This window comes from Paenibacillus sp. FSL H3-0321 (genome assembly GCF_038002865.1).
Taxonomy (GTDB): Bacteria; Bacillota; Bacilli; order Paenibacillales; family Paenibacillaceae; genus Paenibacillus_AQ.
Window position 1 is genome coordinate 1,429,173 of sequence record NZ_JBBODH010000001.1, and the last position, 14,744, is coordinate 1,443,916.

General features: G+C 44.4%; 15 protein-coding genes. 7 read left to right on the top strand and 8 right to left on the bottom strand.

What is annotated here, in order from left to right:
• Window positions 1-279 precede the first annotated feature (279 nt).
• Window positions 280-729, top strand: coding sequence for a hypothetical protein (locus MHI45_RS06270; protein ID WP_076109808.1), 450 nt, complete (start codon window positions 280-282; stop codon window positions 727-729).
• 738 nt (window positions 730-1,467) lie between these two features.
• Here MHI45_RS06270 and fabG read toward each other — a convergent pair.
• The 3 genes from fabG to MHI45_RS06285 all read right to left on the bottom strand — a co-directional run bounded on the left by fabG (window position 1,468) and on the right by MHI45_RS06285 (window position 4,279).
• Complete coding sequence (fabG, locus tag MHI45_RS06275; protein WP_076109809.1) at window positions 1,468-2,220, bottom strand: 3-oxoacyl-[acyl-carrier-protein] reductase; 753 nt, start codon at window positions 2,218-2,220, stop codon at window positions 1,468-1,470.
• Between the two features lie 419 nt (window positions 2,221-2,639).
• A complete protein-coding gene (locus MHI45_RS06280; RefSeq protein ID WP_256718058.1) occupies window positions 2,640-3,482 on the bottom strand; it encodes a hypothetical protein in 843 nt (280 codons plus the stop codon).
• Window positions 3,483-4,060: 578 nt separating this feature from the next.
• Window positions 4,061-4,279: a hypothetical protein gene (locus tag MHI45_RS06285; RefSeq protein ID WP_076109812.1), complete on the bottom strand. Its 219-nt coding sequence runs from the start codon at window positions 4,277-4,279 to the stop codon at window positions 4,061-4,063.
• A gap of 341 nt (window positions 4,280-4,620) precedes the next feature.
• On the opposite strand from MHI45_RS06285, the gene MHI45_RS06290 reads away from it, so the two are divergent.
• Window positions 4,621-5,103: a hypothetical protein gene (locus MHI45_RS06290; RefSeq protein ID WP_076109813.1), complete on the top strand. Its 483-nt coding sequence runs from the start codon at window positions 4,621-4,623 to the stop codon at window positions 5,101-5,103.
• A 65-nt stretch (window positions 5,104-5,168) separates the two neighbouring features.
• Here MHI45_RS06290 and MHI45_RS06295 read toward each other — a convergent pair whose 3' ends face one another.
• The 3 genes from MHI45_RS06295 to MHI45_RS06305 form a co-directional block, all read right to left on the bottom strand.
• Window positions 5,169-5,414, bottom strand: coding sequence for a phage holin family protein (locus MHI45_RS06295; RefSeq protein WP_256718059.1), 246 nt, complete (start codon window positions 5,412-5,414; stop codon window positions 5,169-5,171).
• Window positions 5,414-5,743, bottom strand: a complete 330-nt coding sequence (locus tag MHI45_RS06300) for a phage holin family protein (RefSeq protein WP_076109814.1) — start codon at window positions 5,741-5,743, stop codon at window positions 5,414-5,416. Before MHI45_RS06300 ends, MHI45_RS06295 begins: the two co-directional genes overlap by 1 nt.
• Window positions 5,744-5,864: 121 nt before the next feature.
• On the bottom strand, window positions 5,865-6,377 hold the full coding sequence (locus MHI45_RS06305; RefSeq protein WP_076109815.1) for a DUF3189 family protein: 513 nt from the start codon (window positions 6,375-6,377) through the stop codon (window positions 5,865-5,867).
• Between the two features lie 783 nt (window positions 6,378-7,160).
• Here MHI45_RS06305 and MHI45_RS06310 point away from each other — a divergent pair.
• Window positions 7,161-7,514, top strand: a complete 354-nt coding sequence (locus MHI45_RS06310; RefSeq protein WP_076109816.1) for a VOC family protein — start codon at window positions 7,161-7,163, stop codon at window positions 7,512-7,514.
• Window positions 7,515-7,580: 66 nt separating this feature from the next.
• Here MHI45_RS06310 and MHI45_RS06315 read toward each other — a convergent pair whose 3' ends face one another.
• Both MHI45_RS06315 and MHI45_RS06320 read right to left on the bottom strand, forming a co-directional pair.
• Window positions 7,581-8,234, bottom strand: a complete 654-nt coding sequence (locus MHI45_RS06315; protein ID WP_076109817.1) for a BRO family protein — start codon at window positions 8,232-8,234, stop codon at window positions 7,581-7,583.
• A gap of 297 nt (window positions 8,235-8,531) precedes the next feature.
• Window positions 8,532-9,548: a hypothetical protein gene (locus tag MHI45_RS06320; RefSeq protein WP_076109818.1), complete on the bottom strand. Its 1,017-nt coding sequence runs from the start codon at window positions 9,546-9,548 to the stop codon at window positions 8,532-8,534.
• A 207-nt stretch (window positions 9,549-9,755) separates the two neighbouring features.
• Here MHI45_RS06320 and MHI45_RS06325 point away from each other — a divergent pair, with 207 nt between their 5' ends.
• The 4 genes from MHI45_RS06325 to proC all read left to right on the top strand — a co-directional run bounded on the left by MHI45_RS06325 (window position 9,756) and on the right by proC (window position 14,598).
• The gene (locus MHI45_RS06325; protein ID WP_076109819.1) at window positions 9,756-10,667 is read left to right on the top strand and encodes a LysR family transcriptional regulator; all 912 of its coding nucleotides are present in this window, start codon (window positions 9,756-9,758) and stop codon (window positions 10,665-10,667) included.
• Window positions 10,668-11,246: 579 nt separating this feature from the next.
• On the top strand, window positions 11,247-12,350 hold the full coding sequence (gene proB / locus MHI45_RS06330; RefSeq protein WP_144024275.1) for a glutamate 5-kinase: 1,104 nt from the start codon (window positions 11,247-11,249) through the stop codon (window positions 12,348-12,350).
• A 106-nt stretch (window positions 12,351-12,456) separates the two neighbouring features.
• Window positions 12,457-13,704 carry a glutamate-5-semialdehyde dehydrogenase gene (locus MHI45_RS06335; RefSeq protein WP_076109821.1) on the top strand — a complete coding sequence of 416 codons (1,248 nt, stop codon included), beginning with the start codon at window positions 12,457-12,459 and terminating at the stop codon, window positions 13,702-13,704.
• Between the two features lie 27 nt (window positions 13,705-13,731).
• Window positions 13,732-14,598: a pyrroline-5-carboxylate reductase gene (gene proC / locus MHI45_RS06340; protein WP_076109822.1), complete on the top strand. Its 867-nt coding sequence runs from the start codon at window positions 13,732-13,734 to the stop codon at window positions 14,596-14,598.
• Window positions 14,599-14,744 lie beyond the last annotated feature (146 nt).

Consider the following 14,744-nt stretch of genomic DNA (forward strand, 5'->3'; position numbering starts at 1 on the left):
TACATCAAGCCTACACTAAAAAAAGGCGAACAAACAGTCTATTATTATACATTTATTTACATTACACTCAAGGGTTACTAAGGAAATATATGGGTTTTCGTCTATGAACAAAAAAAGCCCATCAACCAGTTAAGGGTTGGGCTTTTACTTTTGCCGATGCTTTCGGACGACCTGTTTAACATACACTCTTAAGGCAATCATACAATTATATAGATTAATCCTCATTGTCCAAGAGCATCTCCCATTTCTTTCATACAACATAATGGAGGAGTGATACTTATGACAATTCAATTTGTAGATCTAAGAATTTCAAACTCGGCGAGTTCGGATGCAACACCAGTAACAATCCCTTTGGCAGCTACACCTTTTGTTTTTGGAGATATCGGCATTCAAACTGCAGGTATTCCAGTAGAGAACCAAAGTAACGTGCGTGTCCTTTTAGCTGGGTACGCAAAAACCGAAAACAATCCTCTCTTTAACACCAACACCATTAATGTCCGAAGAAATGGCATTATTATTTTCACAACAACATTTGGAGTTGCCATCAGTAGAGAAAATGAGGCTTTTGGTTTTACAGCAGTTGATAACCCGCCAGCAGTAGATGTAGCCACAGGCCAAATTCAATATACTGCTGAAATCTTCACTAACGCAGCTGCCACAGATGTATTAAATAACATCCAAGCTAGAAACTTTAGCGGAGTAGCTGGCGCAGGTAATTTTACCGGATAAATGCTATAAGCCCGCCGACCATTAAGCCCGGCGGGTTATTTTATGTATGTTCTAAATTCAAATCGTTCACGCATAAATCAACTACCGGCAATCTTAATTGTCTCTGGTGAATCCCCCTCAACAATGCCGCCATAACGTTCACTCCCATGAAGACTGATAATTCCTTTAAACTTTTCCGTTGTTACTCATTAAGCGTATATAAGGCCTCCGTAAGTAAACTCATCAAATTTTCTATATCATAAAAGTCTCCAATAAAAATGCTTTTATCTTATGATCTGGACAGTCAAAAGTTCTTGTCGAAAAATCGTAACATAGAAAAATAACCCAATCGGCGATGGTCTGTTATCCTTAAGTTCTCACACTAAAAGGAAGGACCACTGAATGGGTTACGAACAAATGTGTACCTCATTTCCGAGCGATTGACCATACCTATACTCAAAATATTAAATGAACTGTTACTTCCCTTCCGTTCCTGCTTTTCCAGACAGGCTACGTTCGAGTGGTTTGTCATTTTCGTCATCGGCTTTATGCTACGCTCCGACCATCTGGGTTTGACTTCAGTTATTCGGGATCTCTCCCTGAGTGGCCGTTGCTATGAAACGCTCCTTCACTTCTTTCGTTCTTCGGCCTGGTCTTTGCCCTCCTTGCGGCAGATGTGGCTTTAGGTCGTTCGCCGGGCTTCTTAGAGCTGTAGAAGTTTTCACTGTCCAGTTTAAATACAATCCGTAAAAAATAATCTTACATCAACATTCCACCATCAACATTTATAACCTGACCGGTAATATATCTAGACCTATCGGAAACCAGAAACAAGACACAGTCAGCCACATCATCAGGAGTTCCATATGATTTGACTGGAATCCTCGACAACATTTCTTTAGATACTTCATCAGAAAGTGTATGAGTCATATCAGTAGAAATATATCCTGGGGCAATAGCATTTACAGTTATACCCCTCTCAGCCAATTCTTTCGCAGCAGTTTTTGTAAGACCTATCATACCAGCTTTTGAAGCAGAATAGTTTGCCTGTCCAGCATTCCCCATAAGTCCCACTACACTAGCGATATTTACGATTCTACCCGACTTGTTCTTTAACATACGTTTTGAAACATATTTAATACAGTTAAATGCTCCTGTCAGGTTTATTCCCAATACTAAATCCCAATCCTCCTTTTTCATCATTAACAATCCAGCATCACGTATTACACCCGCATTATTAACTAAAATATCTATTTTATTAAATGTCTTTATCACGGCTTTAACTACCTCTTTTGTTGATTCCTCACTAGATACATCATGCTTTAATCCTAAAGTCTCAATACTATAAGTCTTTGCTATTTCATTTGCAGTCTGTTTTGCTAACTCTTCATTTGTACCCGTTATAACGACTTTCGCCTTCTCTTCTGCCAATCTTTGCGCCATTGCACGACCGAGTCCACGAGTTCCCCCCGTTATTATCGCTACTTTATCCTTTAAACCTAAATCAGCCATAATTATTCTCCTCCTATTTATTCAGTTATGAATCAGTTGATTAATGTTATTTAAAATGAGAACCAATCCTATAGTGACCGCTATAAAATATAAACCAGTAATAACTGATATGATTATGCCTACAAATGAATTCCAAAAAGCAAAGTTAACGATAGCACTCACATTCTTCATATGAGAATCAACTAATACATCAACACTTACGTTCTCTTTATAATACTTAAGCAACTTATTAATCATGCTTTGCCTACACCTCAATATTTTAAATACAAACTAAATGTAAATATAACTCATCTGGAACATTATGTATGTGACGATAAGGAAAATTTTCCCTAACTCAAAGAAAATACCCCACCAATACAGGCAGGGCACGATACCTCCGTTACAACTCTTTTGTCGTTACTAGAAACAATGTGTAAATACTATTCAGCAGAATATTCATCTACACTGAACGTAAGAATCTTATCGAAGATCACATAATCTTTGCGGCTTGTAAACGGGCCCTTGTTATTGTTGTGCTTATCAATGGCATAAGATGCTGTTCCTGAACCGGCTTGCTTATTTTCGTACCATGCAATGAAAGCATTCACTTCTTGCATGCTCAAATCAAATTCTTTTTCCAGTCCAGTATTCATCGTTACAACCAGAATGGCACGATTACCCACCGGAGTTTCCGGTGTTGGTGATGGCAATACAGTTGGTGTTGGTTCTACAGTTGGTTCTGGAGTAGCAGTAATTTCCGGTGTAGGCTCTGCAGTGGGTGCAGATGTTGGTTCTGGTAAAATATTATAAACGTTCATCTCAGCAATTTTATATGTAATTGTGCTAGTCTGGTAAACTGATATTCTCGTTACATCAGTTATAGCTTCAGGCAAATAATATATTTGCTCTGTTCCAGCATTTGGACTTAATGGAATATGTGACACCAATGTACCAGCACTGTTCCAATATGCCAAGAAAACAGGTCCATTATCATAATTAGTAATATGCATTTTATATGCATTAATAGTCACGGCTTTTGGAAAATTATAAAAAATCGTATCCTGTACAGGACCAGACCTTTCATAAGGTAGACTAAAGACTGTTGAAACATCATTATCTGTTGCCATTGATGTTGACCCAAGCACATTTGTAATACTGGTACCAGTTAACATTGTTACTCCATCCAATAACCCGACGGGCTGTTCTGCTGCTTTGGTTACTCCTGGAATAAGAATAACCAACAATGTACATATCACCAAAAAACCGGCAATCTTTTTCTTCAAACCTTTCAACTCCTTTAATATGTATGCATCAAGCCTACACTAAATAAAGGCGAACAAACAGTCTGTTTATCGACAGAAATTTACAATACACTTAAGGGTTATTGAGGAAATATGTGGATTTTTATCGTGGATATGTACTCTATATCACCAATCTTAAATAAAATAGCGCCTTTAGATAAAAGGCGCTACTGAAACAACAAAGCATAAACAATTTGTTAGCATGGTTATAGATCTTTTGCCCATGTGCCCCCCTTATCGTTACTGCACTATCTGCTGCAAGTGCAATAGCTTGTTTGTTAAGTACACCAATCTCCGCTGTCATTCAAACACAACTCTCAAATTTTTCTATTTTTATAGAAATACTACATTAATACCATAAATTCCTCCCGGCCATATGTTCCATTCAGAATTATTATTTTCATTTTGTATAAAGTGATCTCTTTTTACATATGTGGGGCATTCACCAGACAAATTAACAACCAAAAAATAAAAAATGCCCACCAGCCGAAGCCAGTGGGCAAAAGGTATCACGTCGTATTTTTACGCATAAAAAAAGCCACTCCGTTGAGCGACCATCACTAATGCTTCATTTTGTTAATTGCCTCTACGATGTTTTCTTTTAAATACAAGTGTTTCACAGGTAAAACAACATCCTTAACATCTAACACTTGAACGCCCTGAGTACGTGCCGCTGTTTCTACTGCCTCAACAAATGACATCCTGTTATCTTCGACGTTCACTCGGATGTTATGAACATCCCATAGATCAAGAACCAGAGTATTGTTTGTTTGTTCCATAGCAGACAACTCCTTTCAGCATTTTCTCTATTGTGTCACAATGCGTCAGGTTTTGCTATATATAATATTTCATAAAAATACTCAAGATTCGATACTTGGAGCTACTGAATTTTTTCTCCTAACGTCCGTATAGCACCGGCAGGCATAAAGAAAAAAGTCCACCAGCCTAAGCCAGTGGGTAATATATTTACCGATTAGTATTTCATCACTTAGCAATAGTCTTCATATAATATCCGACACAAATTATTCATATTAAAAAGACTTTGGTCCAAGGATTTTCTATTTATTTCTATAATAAGTTAATATGAAACATATTTTATAATTATAGGGAGGTATTTAAGGTGAAAAAGTCATTATCAGCTCTTCTTTCTGCCGGAATCTTATTATCCAGTTTAGCGCCTGCTGCATCGGCCGAGTCAGTAATTGAGAATCAGCAATCCAATTACGATTCACAGTATCAACTTTCCCTTCCATCCTTTGCGACAGCTGCCACATCATCAAGTTGGAATACTACTTTAGCAAAAGGAAAGACTGCTAACAGTAAATCTTTTAAACTCGATAAAAGTTCAACAGTCACTATAAGCATAGACCAACACCCTACCAGTGGGAAAGAGAATGTAAAATTTAGATATACTCTTAAAACGGTTAGTGGAAATTCAGCTGGATCTTATGACGTTAATTATAATACTGGTGACAAATACGGGGACCCTGCTCAAAATTCATGGAAAAACGTTTTGCCTGGAACATATGTTATCGAAATAGTAAATATCGGTGATATTACAGGTTCATCTGATGGTGACGTGTATACCACAGCCTCGAATTAAATAAAAAAACTTACGGAAGCTTGGTACACGCAGAGCTTCCGTAAGTCTCCCAAACACTTAAGAATTTACTCTTTATCCGTGTAACCCTTGCCAACTTCCGGGTTGCTCACAATGCCCAACACTACCAGGATACCTAACACTGCATTTACCGCAGCCGTAATTTGATCATACTTTTCCGGTGCCAGCTGCTCCCCAAAGATCACCCCGACCGTTTGCACACCCAGATCCTTAATTGAGACAAAGTCCCCACTCAAATCCGAGTGCTTTGGCCTCTCGCACCACCTCTGACCAGTCTGCCATTCCGTCAGCATCACCATCGCGCTCCAGGTTGAACCCAATCGTCAATCAAGGCAGCCAAACCAACAACAAAAAGGACGGTGATTTTACGCACACCGCCCCAAAACATAATATCGCTGCTGACTATCTTAGTCTTAAACGCTCCTGCAACCCCACTGACGTAATCAGCTAGCATGAGCACAACAAGAAATTCTAATGGCTTTACATCCCCTCCCAACCAGCCCGCAGCCATTGCCAATAGCCCGGCCCCTGCGCTGGTTGCACCTGCGACAATCTCCCGGTTGCTCGATCCTATGGCCGCCGTGTAGACTGTAGTAACGATATTTTTACTATGATTGAGCATTCCCCCTGCTCCCTTCCTCAACATAAAACCCCCGGTCAGCGTCCGAGGGCAAAATAAAAGACACGCCTATTGAGACGTGCCTTTGCTGCGCAGTATGGTCCTTATGAACTTTGGGAAATTATTACTTATAGCTTTCATTTGCTAAAATAATAACTTGTTCCTCATTGGCGGACTTCCCTATTTGTTTCGTATTTTCAACCAATCGAAAAATATTATCACAACATTGCTTAGCACCCATTACTAATAAAGGAACACCAATAAAATCAATTTTTAATCCTCTTGAGAAGAACCCTCCGATTGACATCGGGATAGGCACCGTGGGTGAAGTATTAGAGAATATTATTTTTTCTTCAAAATGATGTTTACTTTCAATTAATAAGCTTAAGTCTCTTAATGCTGGGACTACAAGTTTCGATGACTTCCTACCGATTGTATAAACGGAGTCTCCATGTTCATCAATTCCGTGAAAAATAATCTTACCAAAATCATTTTTCGTCAACTTATTGAAAAATTTAACATCCAATATTTCCTCAGTAGTTAATTTCCGCTCAGACTGAGTAATTTGTTTTAAATGATAAGCTGCTGCCAAAGCTGTTGTATGTGTCCCACCATAATCATTATAGATATAAATCATAATATCATCCTTCATATTTTTTCTATTATGATTATTTCCATTTTTATATGATGTAATTCGTTTAATTAATTTTAAACCCTAATTATAGGTAATTGCTCAATCAGTTTTATCAATTTTTTTCATTTGTAAAATTCACTCCTTCTAACTGTGTATGACATTGCAATTAGTTGATAGGGTTTCACCTTCATTACAATTCATGTTAGTCAAAAACCTATCCTCGTATGATCTCCTGGGGCAAAATAAAAACGCCTTAAATCGGCACTGTGCAGGTTTGCTTCTCACTAAGTTGATTCTTTCAACTTTTCTTTTGGTTCCGGTTCTTCTTTAGGTTGTATCGCGGCCAACATTTCACCGACTGCATGATCAACCTGTTGTAGGATTTCTTGCTGTCTTCCTGGGAAAAAGCTTAGAACCGAAATTATGGATTCGATAAGTTCATCTTCTTTACAACCACCAATGACATTCGCCTCCTCGTATAATAGATTTACGGTGTTTTGGACAAGAGCACCGTATGAAAAACTTGTTATCCTGCAAAGGATGTGGGATTATGAGCGTAACAGACAGAGGGCGCAGTAACTCCTCCTTGGGGTATAGCCTCGAACGAAAGAATTGCGCCTCTGTCCTTACGGTTAGATGCGAATGAGCTGGATAGCGTATAGCGCTGCATCATTTGACCGCTGTTGGCGCGGTTTCTCGTAAAATGTGCAACATTATTTTTACGATTCTCAGAGAAAACAGGCCGTATGAAGCCACGCCGCCCAAAAGAATGAAGGAGGAATTAACATGAAACTTTGTGGGGTATGCATCCTGACCGACAATGCGCCGCGCCTCGCTTCTTTTTATGAAATTGTACTCAAGGAGTCTCCGGTTGTAGACGGACAGCATTATGGATTCGACAGCGCTCAACTTGCTGTTTACAATCCGGGCAATGTGAACGTGGTCAATGACAAAAATATGTCTCTTATGTTTTATGTCCACGATGTCTTGGCTGAATATGACCGTCTAATGAAAGGAATCCCCGACATCGGCATTACCTCTCCACCTAAATGCAGACCGTGGGGCGCCTATTCTTTTTGGTTCCTTGATCCCGACGGAAATACGGTAAGCTTTATTGAGAAGAAAGACCTCGAAAGTTAATATTTCCTATTGACTTCTTATAGCTGGTCTTTCAGGCAAAAATAATAACCATCCAGTTATGAATGGTTACGCAATGCCGTTTTGCTTTTCGTATATTTTAATCAGCCATGTGTCATTCTGCTTGAACTGGATACCTCGGTCTTCTAAATCTCTATTAAGGGCATTGGCGGACTTAAATCCGATTTCCTTTGCAATCTCCGTGGCAGTATAAGTTTTGTTGACATGCATCAGAATGGCATTTGTACGTTCGGCTTGTATTCGCGCGGCCCGTTCTTCTTTGAGTTTGGTTAGCAGTTCAATGCCGAAGTCCGGGTTATTCAATATGTTGTCGATTACATTGTCCGTGGCGTAGATTCCATGTTTCTGAATCGGTGGAAGAATGTCTTTGTACAACCAATCTTGCAACGGCATTGCTTTGGGCTGGGCAGACTGTCCAAGAACGCGGTTAAGCGAAAGATTTGATATGAATTTTTCTCCTGTGTTATGCAGTTTTCTAACATCTTGATTCAGGATGTTAGAATTTCTAACGGTATGAATGTGTACTTCTTTACAAAACTTCAGCACATTGTTTGTCGCGGTCTCTCCTTGATACTCAAGCACAGTAGCCACATCTTTCGCACGGATCAGGAAGTCGCCTTTGAATTCAATATTAATGTCAGCCTTCGTGAGGATCATCACTTCATGCTGCCCTTCAAAGAAAAACATACTACTTTCACTCATTTTTAGTTCCTCCGTTCAATTTTGGACATAAAAATAAGCCCACGAGTTATCGAAGGCTTTCTACTATTAAGCTTATATGTGATTCGATGCTTCCCTGCTACGGATTTACTACAAATCACTATATCCCCAAATCTTTAAATTGCAATCACGCACGACAATTTCCCACAATACAAAATAAAGGCCCCTCCATAGGAGAGACCTTCTTAGTTATAAGGATATAGTTGTTTATATACTGTAGTACTACGGTTTATTGATGTTATTCACCAAGTTGAGCTTTTAACTCTGCAATCTCAGCTTTCAACTTTTCGTTCTCGGCATTAAGGCGCAGGATCTCACTTGCCGTTCTCTTAAATGATTCTGTAGATTATTGATTATCCTAATTATATCCAAGAGGCCCACGACATGAAAGAAAAATAATGAGCCCGTAAACGTTCCACCACCGCTATTCGCATTTGCTGGATTTCCGTGAATGTGATCAGGCAATGTTACGCTATGGGAGTGACTTGCATTCGCTTTTCCTGCTAATGCCGTCCATGTGGCATCGAGTTCTGAAGCTGTTACGATTCGATTTCCGGGTAAGTTCGATCCTATATAACTATCACCGTTCAGGGTTATGACCATTCCTGTAAGAGACAGGTAAAGACCACTGTCAATACGGATATCATTACCAGCGCGTATTTTTAACAGATGGCTATTATCTGATGACACATATGAAATGTATGCCTGATAACCACTGGAATTCACGAACTCGATCCGTCTGTCATTCTCTTCCCCAATCAAACCCATATACAGATTATTACCAATCGTGCCTGTAAGAGTAATCTTTCGTGCTACTACGTTTCCCTCCATGTCTACTCGAAATGGTGAATCATTAAAGTTGGCATTACCGGCTGCAAGGCCTGTATGGTTCAGTAGAATGATTTCATTCCCACTGCCAATACTCAGAGAATCGAAATTACCGATCTGTCCGACAATACGTTCTCCCATCACGCCGTCTGCTGTTACTGCTGCTTTCAGGGTCTGCCAGCCATCCGTAGAGATTCCAAGACCGGCTGATGTTAAACGCACCTGGCGTAATTGGTTAGTCTTGTCCTGAGCCAAAATCCCGCCTTCTGGTGGGTAGATCAATTCTGTTTTAGAGTTATTGATATCACGGACAGCCAACCGTGCAAACTCTTCAAAAGCAGCCGCCCGGATTCTACCTCCGCTGAAAAGATTCTGTACGGTGTTCTTGCTTTGCTCCAGCTCAGTTTGTATATCTCTTTCGTCACGCAGCATGACGTTAGCTACAGTGGCTTGTGCATGTTTATCCATAGAGTAAGGATACTCAGTTAATTCTATGATCCTGATAGGTTAGGCCTATAAGCTAATGATTTGACCGGACAAGTAAATAGCACAGCATGTACTTTCGCGGAGTATTGTAGAATACACCTTCTTCTAGCCAGGTCACCCAACCTATATTAAGCAGACTTACTATAGGTTATACTTATAAGCAATCATGTTCATTCAAGGAGCTTACTAATGGAACTAAGACAATTACAGTATGCACTGCAAATCGCGGCGGAACGGAACTTCTCCCGTGCTGCGGATAAACTGCATATCGCCCAGCCCTCGCTCAGCCAGCAGTTGTCCAAGCTGGAGAAAGAGCTTGGGGTCATGCTGTTTCAGCGCAATACTAGCTCGGTAGAGCTTACCCATGCCGGGCACAAGTTTGTGGAGCAGGCAGGAGCGATTATCGACGCCGTGGAGCTGCTGCGCCAGGAAATGTCTGATATTTCCCAGCTTCGTACGGGAAGCGTGGTGGTAGGCAGCATGCCGATCACCGGAGCACATCTGCTGCCCCATGTACTCCCTGTGTTCAAGCGGAAATATGCCGATGTGGAAATTACACTGCTTGAGGATTCTTCAATGAATCTTGAGAAACTGACTGCAAGCGGCCAGACTGATCTCAGCCTGCTTTCGCTCCCGCTGGAAATCCCCACTCTTGCTTACGAGGTGCTTGGTGAAGAACGGATTGATCTGGCCGTACCGCCGGAGCATCCTTTGGCTTCCCGAAGCACAAAGGGTACACGCACCTCTCTCGAAGAATTAAAGGATGAGCCGTTCATCGTGCTTAAAGAAGGCCAGGGGTTCCGCAAAATGACGGTGGAGCTATGCCGCGAAGCCGGATTTGAGCCGCGCATTGTGTTTGAAAGCAACAATATGGAGACGGTTCAATCCCTCGTAGCTACCGGAATGGGCGTTACACTCGTGCCACACTTTATCGCCCGTGCCCCGCGCAGCGAATTTGTGCCCGTCTATCTGCCGCTGGCCGAACCTGTGCCAAGCCGCACCCTGGTGATCGCGTACCGCAGGGGCCGCTATTTGTCCAAAGCCGCAGAAGCCTTCATTGGCACTTTCAAAGCAACCGTTGCCGGTCTGGCGGATGAGTAGTACAGAACGAAATGATTTTGTGTCCCTTTTAATTAGAAATGCCCTTTCGGCTCCGGCAAAGGAAACGAAAGGGTATTTTTTGTATTCAAGTATGAATAAGATCCTATCTTCAAGTCAGCTCAATACGAGCCACCCGCGATTTGCGCAAATTATGCTGGGTTATCAGACGGTTCTGATCATCCGTCATACGGGACATAATATTTGGAACTCCAGCTATTCCCGAAAAATATTAGTTCGTTCTCCCTTTGCAAACTGCACTTTACCGTGGTATTCTAAATGTCAAATAGTGAAACGTGCAGACGGGACCAGTAAGAAAATGTCTCTATCCGCGAGCAGAGAGTAAATTCCGGCAGGCTGAGAGAATTTACCGCGGTTGTCATTTCTGAATCCTACCCCCGAGCGGCCTGCCCCTGCAGGACGGAAACTCCCGTTATGAGAATGAAGTCGGATGAACCCTCATCAATGAAGGTGGTACCGCGGAAGTAATCAATGCTTTCGTCCTTTGCTAAGTCTTAGGATGGGGGCTTTTTGTCGTTTTCTGGGTTATCTATATTATTTTGTGAAGGAAGTGAAGAACAAATGACGACACGAATCGTAGTCAAAATCGGCAGCAGCTCACTTACCGGTCCTGAGGGCGGGTTGAACCGCTCCGCTGTGGCCTTCTTTGCTGCCGAGATTGCCGCACTCCGGCAGGGTGGCTGCGAGGTCCTGCTAGTAACCTCCGGCGCTGTAGCGGCCGGATTCCGCGGCATCGGCTACCTGTCCCGTCCGAAGCTTCTGCACGAGAAGCAGGCAGCGGCGGCGGTTGGACAGGTCCTGCTGATGCAGGCGTACCAGGAAGCCTTCGCGCAGCATGGAATACCAACTGCACAGATCCTGCTGACCCGCACCGATTTCTGCAGCAGGCGGGCGATGAACAACGCCGTAATGACGGTGGAAGAGCTGCTCCGCCAGGGTGCCGTACCGGTATTTAATGAGAACGACACCGTGTCTGTCGACGAGCTGAAATTCGGCGACAACGACACTCTCTCCGCTCTGGTTGCCAACCTGTTGAAGGCAACGCGTCTGCTCGTCCTCACGGATATGGACGGATTATACAGTGGAGACCCGCGCAAGCATCCTGATGCCGTTCGTTACCGGCAAGTGGAGGAAATTACGCCGGAGATTTATGCTATCGCGGGCGGTGCAGGTTCAAGTGTAGGGACAGGCGGCATGCGCTCAAAAATTGATGCCGCCAAGATTGCAACCCGCGGCGGAGTGCCGGTATTTATCGGCAGAGCCACCGAACCCGGCGATCTGGAGCTGGCAGCAACAGGCGAAGGCAAAGGTACGTATTTTGCCACCACGCTCTCTTCTCTGCCCGTCAAAAAACAGTGGCTCGGCTTCATGTCCACGCCACTTGGTTCCCTCTATGTGGACGACGGAGCCGTTGAAGCACTGCTCCACGGGGGCCACAGTCTGCTTCCCGTAGGGGTCAAGCGGATCGAAGGAAGCTTCCACTCCGGCGACGTTGTAGAAGTACTCGGTCCAGACGCCAAGCTGCTGGGACGGGGCATTGTGAATTATGATGACGCCCAGCTCCGCAGCATTCAAGGGCTCCCCAGCCGTGAGATTGTGCCGAAGCTGGGCGAAGTACACAGGCTTGAGGTCATCCACCGTGATGAATGGATTACTTTACGGTAACGTCCGGGTTGATGATTGATCCTAAGTAAGTCAACAATATGTTGATTCAGACTTAATAAAAGACGTTTCTGAACGCTTGGCTAATAAAACTTTAGGAGGAACGGATATGAGTGAAGTCGTGAATAAAGCCACATTGGCCAAAGAAACTACCGGTGTACTGGCAAGCCTGACTACCGGTCAAAAAAATGAAGCGCTGCTTGTAATGGCGGAGGCCCTCCGCCGCGAAGCTCAAGCCATAATTGCCGCTAACGGCGAAGATCTGGAACGCGGCCGGCTGGCCGGCACTCCAGAGTCCATGCTTGACCGGCTGGCCCTTGATGTCGGACGGATCAACAGCATCGCAGAAGGTCTGCAGCAAATCGCCGTGCTGCCCGATCCTATCGGCGACACGCTGGAAACCATCAACCGTCCGAACGGTCTCTCCATTGAGAAAATCCGCGTACCTCTCGGCGTGATCGGGATTATATACGAAGCCCGTCCCAATGTTACCGTGGATGCGGCCGGTCTCTGCCTTAAGACAGGCAATGCCGTAGTTTTGCGGGGCGGCTCTTCCGCCCTGTCCTCGAACCGCAAAATCGTTGAAGTGCTGCATACCGCCTTGGCCCAAACCGCGGTGCCGCCTGGTGCACTGCAGCTAATCGAGGACCCGAACCGTTCCTCCGTCGATGAGATGCTCAAACTTAACGGGCTGCTGGATGTCATTATCCCGCGCGGCGGAAGTTCATTGATCCAGAATGTTGTGCTCAACGCTACTGTTCCGGTAATTGAAACAGGTGCGGGTATATGCCATACTTATCTCGACGCAAGCGCCCGTCCTGATATGGCAGAGCAAATCAGCCTGAACGCCAAAGCCCAGCGCCCGTCCGTATGCAATTCCATGGAGACGCTGCTCGTTCATCGCGACTATGCCGTACAATATTTACCTTCCCTCGCGGAATCCTTCCGTACTGCTTCTGTAGAATTGCGCGGTTGTCCGGAAACGGTTGCCCTTGTACCTTGGGCACTGCCGGTTACTGCGGAGGATTATGCGACAGAATACAATGATTATATTCTTAACGTCCGGATAGTCAGCGGACTGGATGAAGCGCTGCGGCATATCGCCGAGTTCAGCACCAAACATTCCGAGTGTATTGTAACCGAAGAAACTGAACATGCAGCCCGCTTCCTGCAGGAAGTGGACGCAGCAGCTGTATACCATAATGCTTCGACCCGTTTCACAGACGGCTTTGAATTTGGATTCGGCGCCGAAATCGGAATTAGCACCCAGAAGCTGCACGCCCGCGGCCCGATGGGCCTGCCCGCGCTCACTTCATGCAAATATAAAATATATGGCTCCGGCCAAATCCGGAGTTAGTACAAAGAACAAGGGGGACTTTTAGCCATGTGTCAGCAACCCGCAATTCCACTAATCAATCATAAAATTGTTTTTTATGGCGCAGGCTCAATGTCAGAAGCAATTGTACGGGGCATGATTGCCCGCAATGTCATTGATTCCAACAATATCGTTATGCTGAACCGCAGCAGCAACGAGCGTTTGGCTGAGCTGCGCAGCCGTTACGGCGTGCTTGGCTGCAATGATCCGGAACAAAAAATGGAACATCTGCGGACAGCTCCAGTCATTGTCCTGGCAATGAAGCCCAAGGACGCTGCCGAAGCGCTGCGCGTATTAGGACCTGTGCTCTCACCGGATCAGCTGGTGATCTCCGTAATTGCCGGTTTGACCGTCCGCACGATTCATGGCCTGTTGGGCGCCCCTCAGCCTGTTGTGCGTACGATGCCCAACACTTCCAGTTCCATTGGCCTTGGAGCGACGGGAATTGTGTATTCCAAAGAAGTTAATGAAGAAGGACGCCGTACGGCGCTCAACATCTTTGAATCCGTTGGCATTACGGCTGTGATTGAGGAAGAACGGATGGAAACCTTAACCGGAATTTCCGGCAGCGGTCCGGCTTATATCTATTACATGATGGAAGCGATGATCGCTGCCGGCATCCGCGGCGGACTTCCACCGCAGCAAAGCACTGAGCTGACCGTGCAGACTGTCCTCGGCGCTGCGCGCATGGTGCAGCAGACGGGTGAGGAACCGGCAGCACTGCGCAAGAAGGTCACTTCCCCAAACGGCTCAACGCAAGCAGCCATTGAGGTGCTCGAAAAGGCCGATTTCTTCGAATCGGTCATAGCCGCAGTTAACCGCTGCGCAGAACGCTCACGCGAGATGGGTGTTGCGCTGGAGAAGGAACTGTCCTAAACTCCAGCCTGTGCAACTCAGGATTGCACAGAAGCCCGCGCTACTTCCTCAAGGAAATGGCGCGGGCTTCTTATTATTCAGCTTCTTCGAAACTTATCCACGCTTCGATTGTTGCAAACAACAAAAAAGAACCCTGCTGCTTTACT

Excerpts from the sequence above, each read along its gene's own strand:
- MHI45_RS06270 (WP_076109808.1), top strand. The coding sequence starts at position 280 with ATGACAATTCAATTTGTAGATCTAAGAATTTCAAACTCGGCGAGTTCG.
- fabG (WP_076109809.1), bottom strand. The coding sequence starts at position 2,220 with ATGGCTGATTTAGGTTTAAAGGATAAAGTAGCGATAATAACGGGGGGA.
- MHI45_RS06285 (WP_076109812.1), bottom strand. The coding sequence starts at position 4,279 with ATGGAACAAACAAACAATACTCTGGTTCTTGATCTATGGGATGTTCAT.
- MHI45_RS06295 (WP_256718059.1), bottom strand. The coding sequence starts at position 5,414 with ATGCTGACGGAATGGCAGACTGGTCAGAGGTGGTGCGAGAGGCCAAAG.
- MHI45_RS06300 (WP_076109814.1), bottom strand. The coding sequence starts at position 5,743 with ATGCTCAATCATAGTAAAAATATCGTTACTACAGTCTACACGGCGGCC.
- MHI45_RS06305 (WP_076109815.1), bottom strand. The coding sequence starts at position 6,377 with ATGATTTATATCTATAATGATTATGGTGGGACACATACAACAGCTTTG.
- MHI45_RS06310 (WP_076109816.1), top strand. The coding sequence starts at position 7,161 with ATGAAACTTTGTGGGGTATGCATCCTGACCGACAATGCGCCGCGCCTC.
- MHI45_RS06315 (WP_076109817.1), bottom strand. The coding sequence starts at position 8,234 with ATGAGTGAAAGTAGTATGTTTTTCTTTGAAGGGCAGCATGAAGTGATG.
- MHI45_RS06320 (WP_076109818.1), bottom strand. The coding sequence starts at position 9,548 with ATGGATAAACATGCACAAGCCACTGTAGCTAACGTCATGCTGCGTGAC.
- MHI45_RS06325 (WP_076109819.1), top strand. The coding sequence starts at position 9,756 with ATGGAACTAAGACAATTACAGTATGCACTGCAAATCGCGGCGGAACGG.
- proB (WP_144024275.1), top strand. The coding sequence starts at position 11,247 with ATGACGACACGAATCGTAGTCAAAATCGGCAGCAGCTCACTTACCGGT.
- MHI45_RS06335 (WP_076109821.1), top strand. The coding sequence starts at position 12,457 with ATGAGTGAAGTCGTGAATAAAGCCACATTGGCCAAAGAAACTACCGGT.
- proC (WP_076109822.1), top strand. The coding sequence starts at position 13,732 with ATGTGTCAGCAACCCGCAATTCCACTAATCAATCATAAAATTGTTTTT.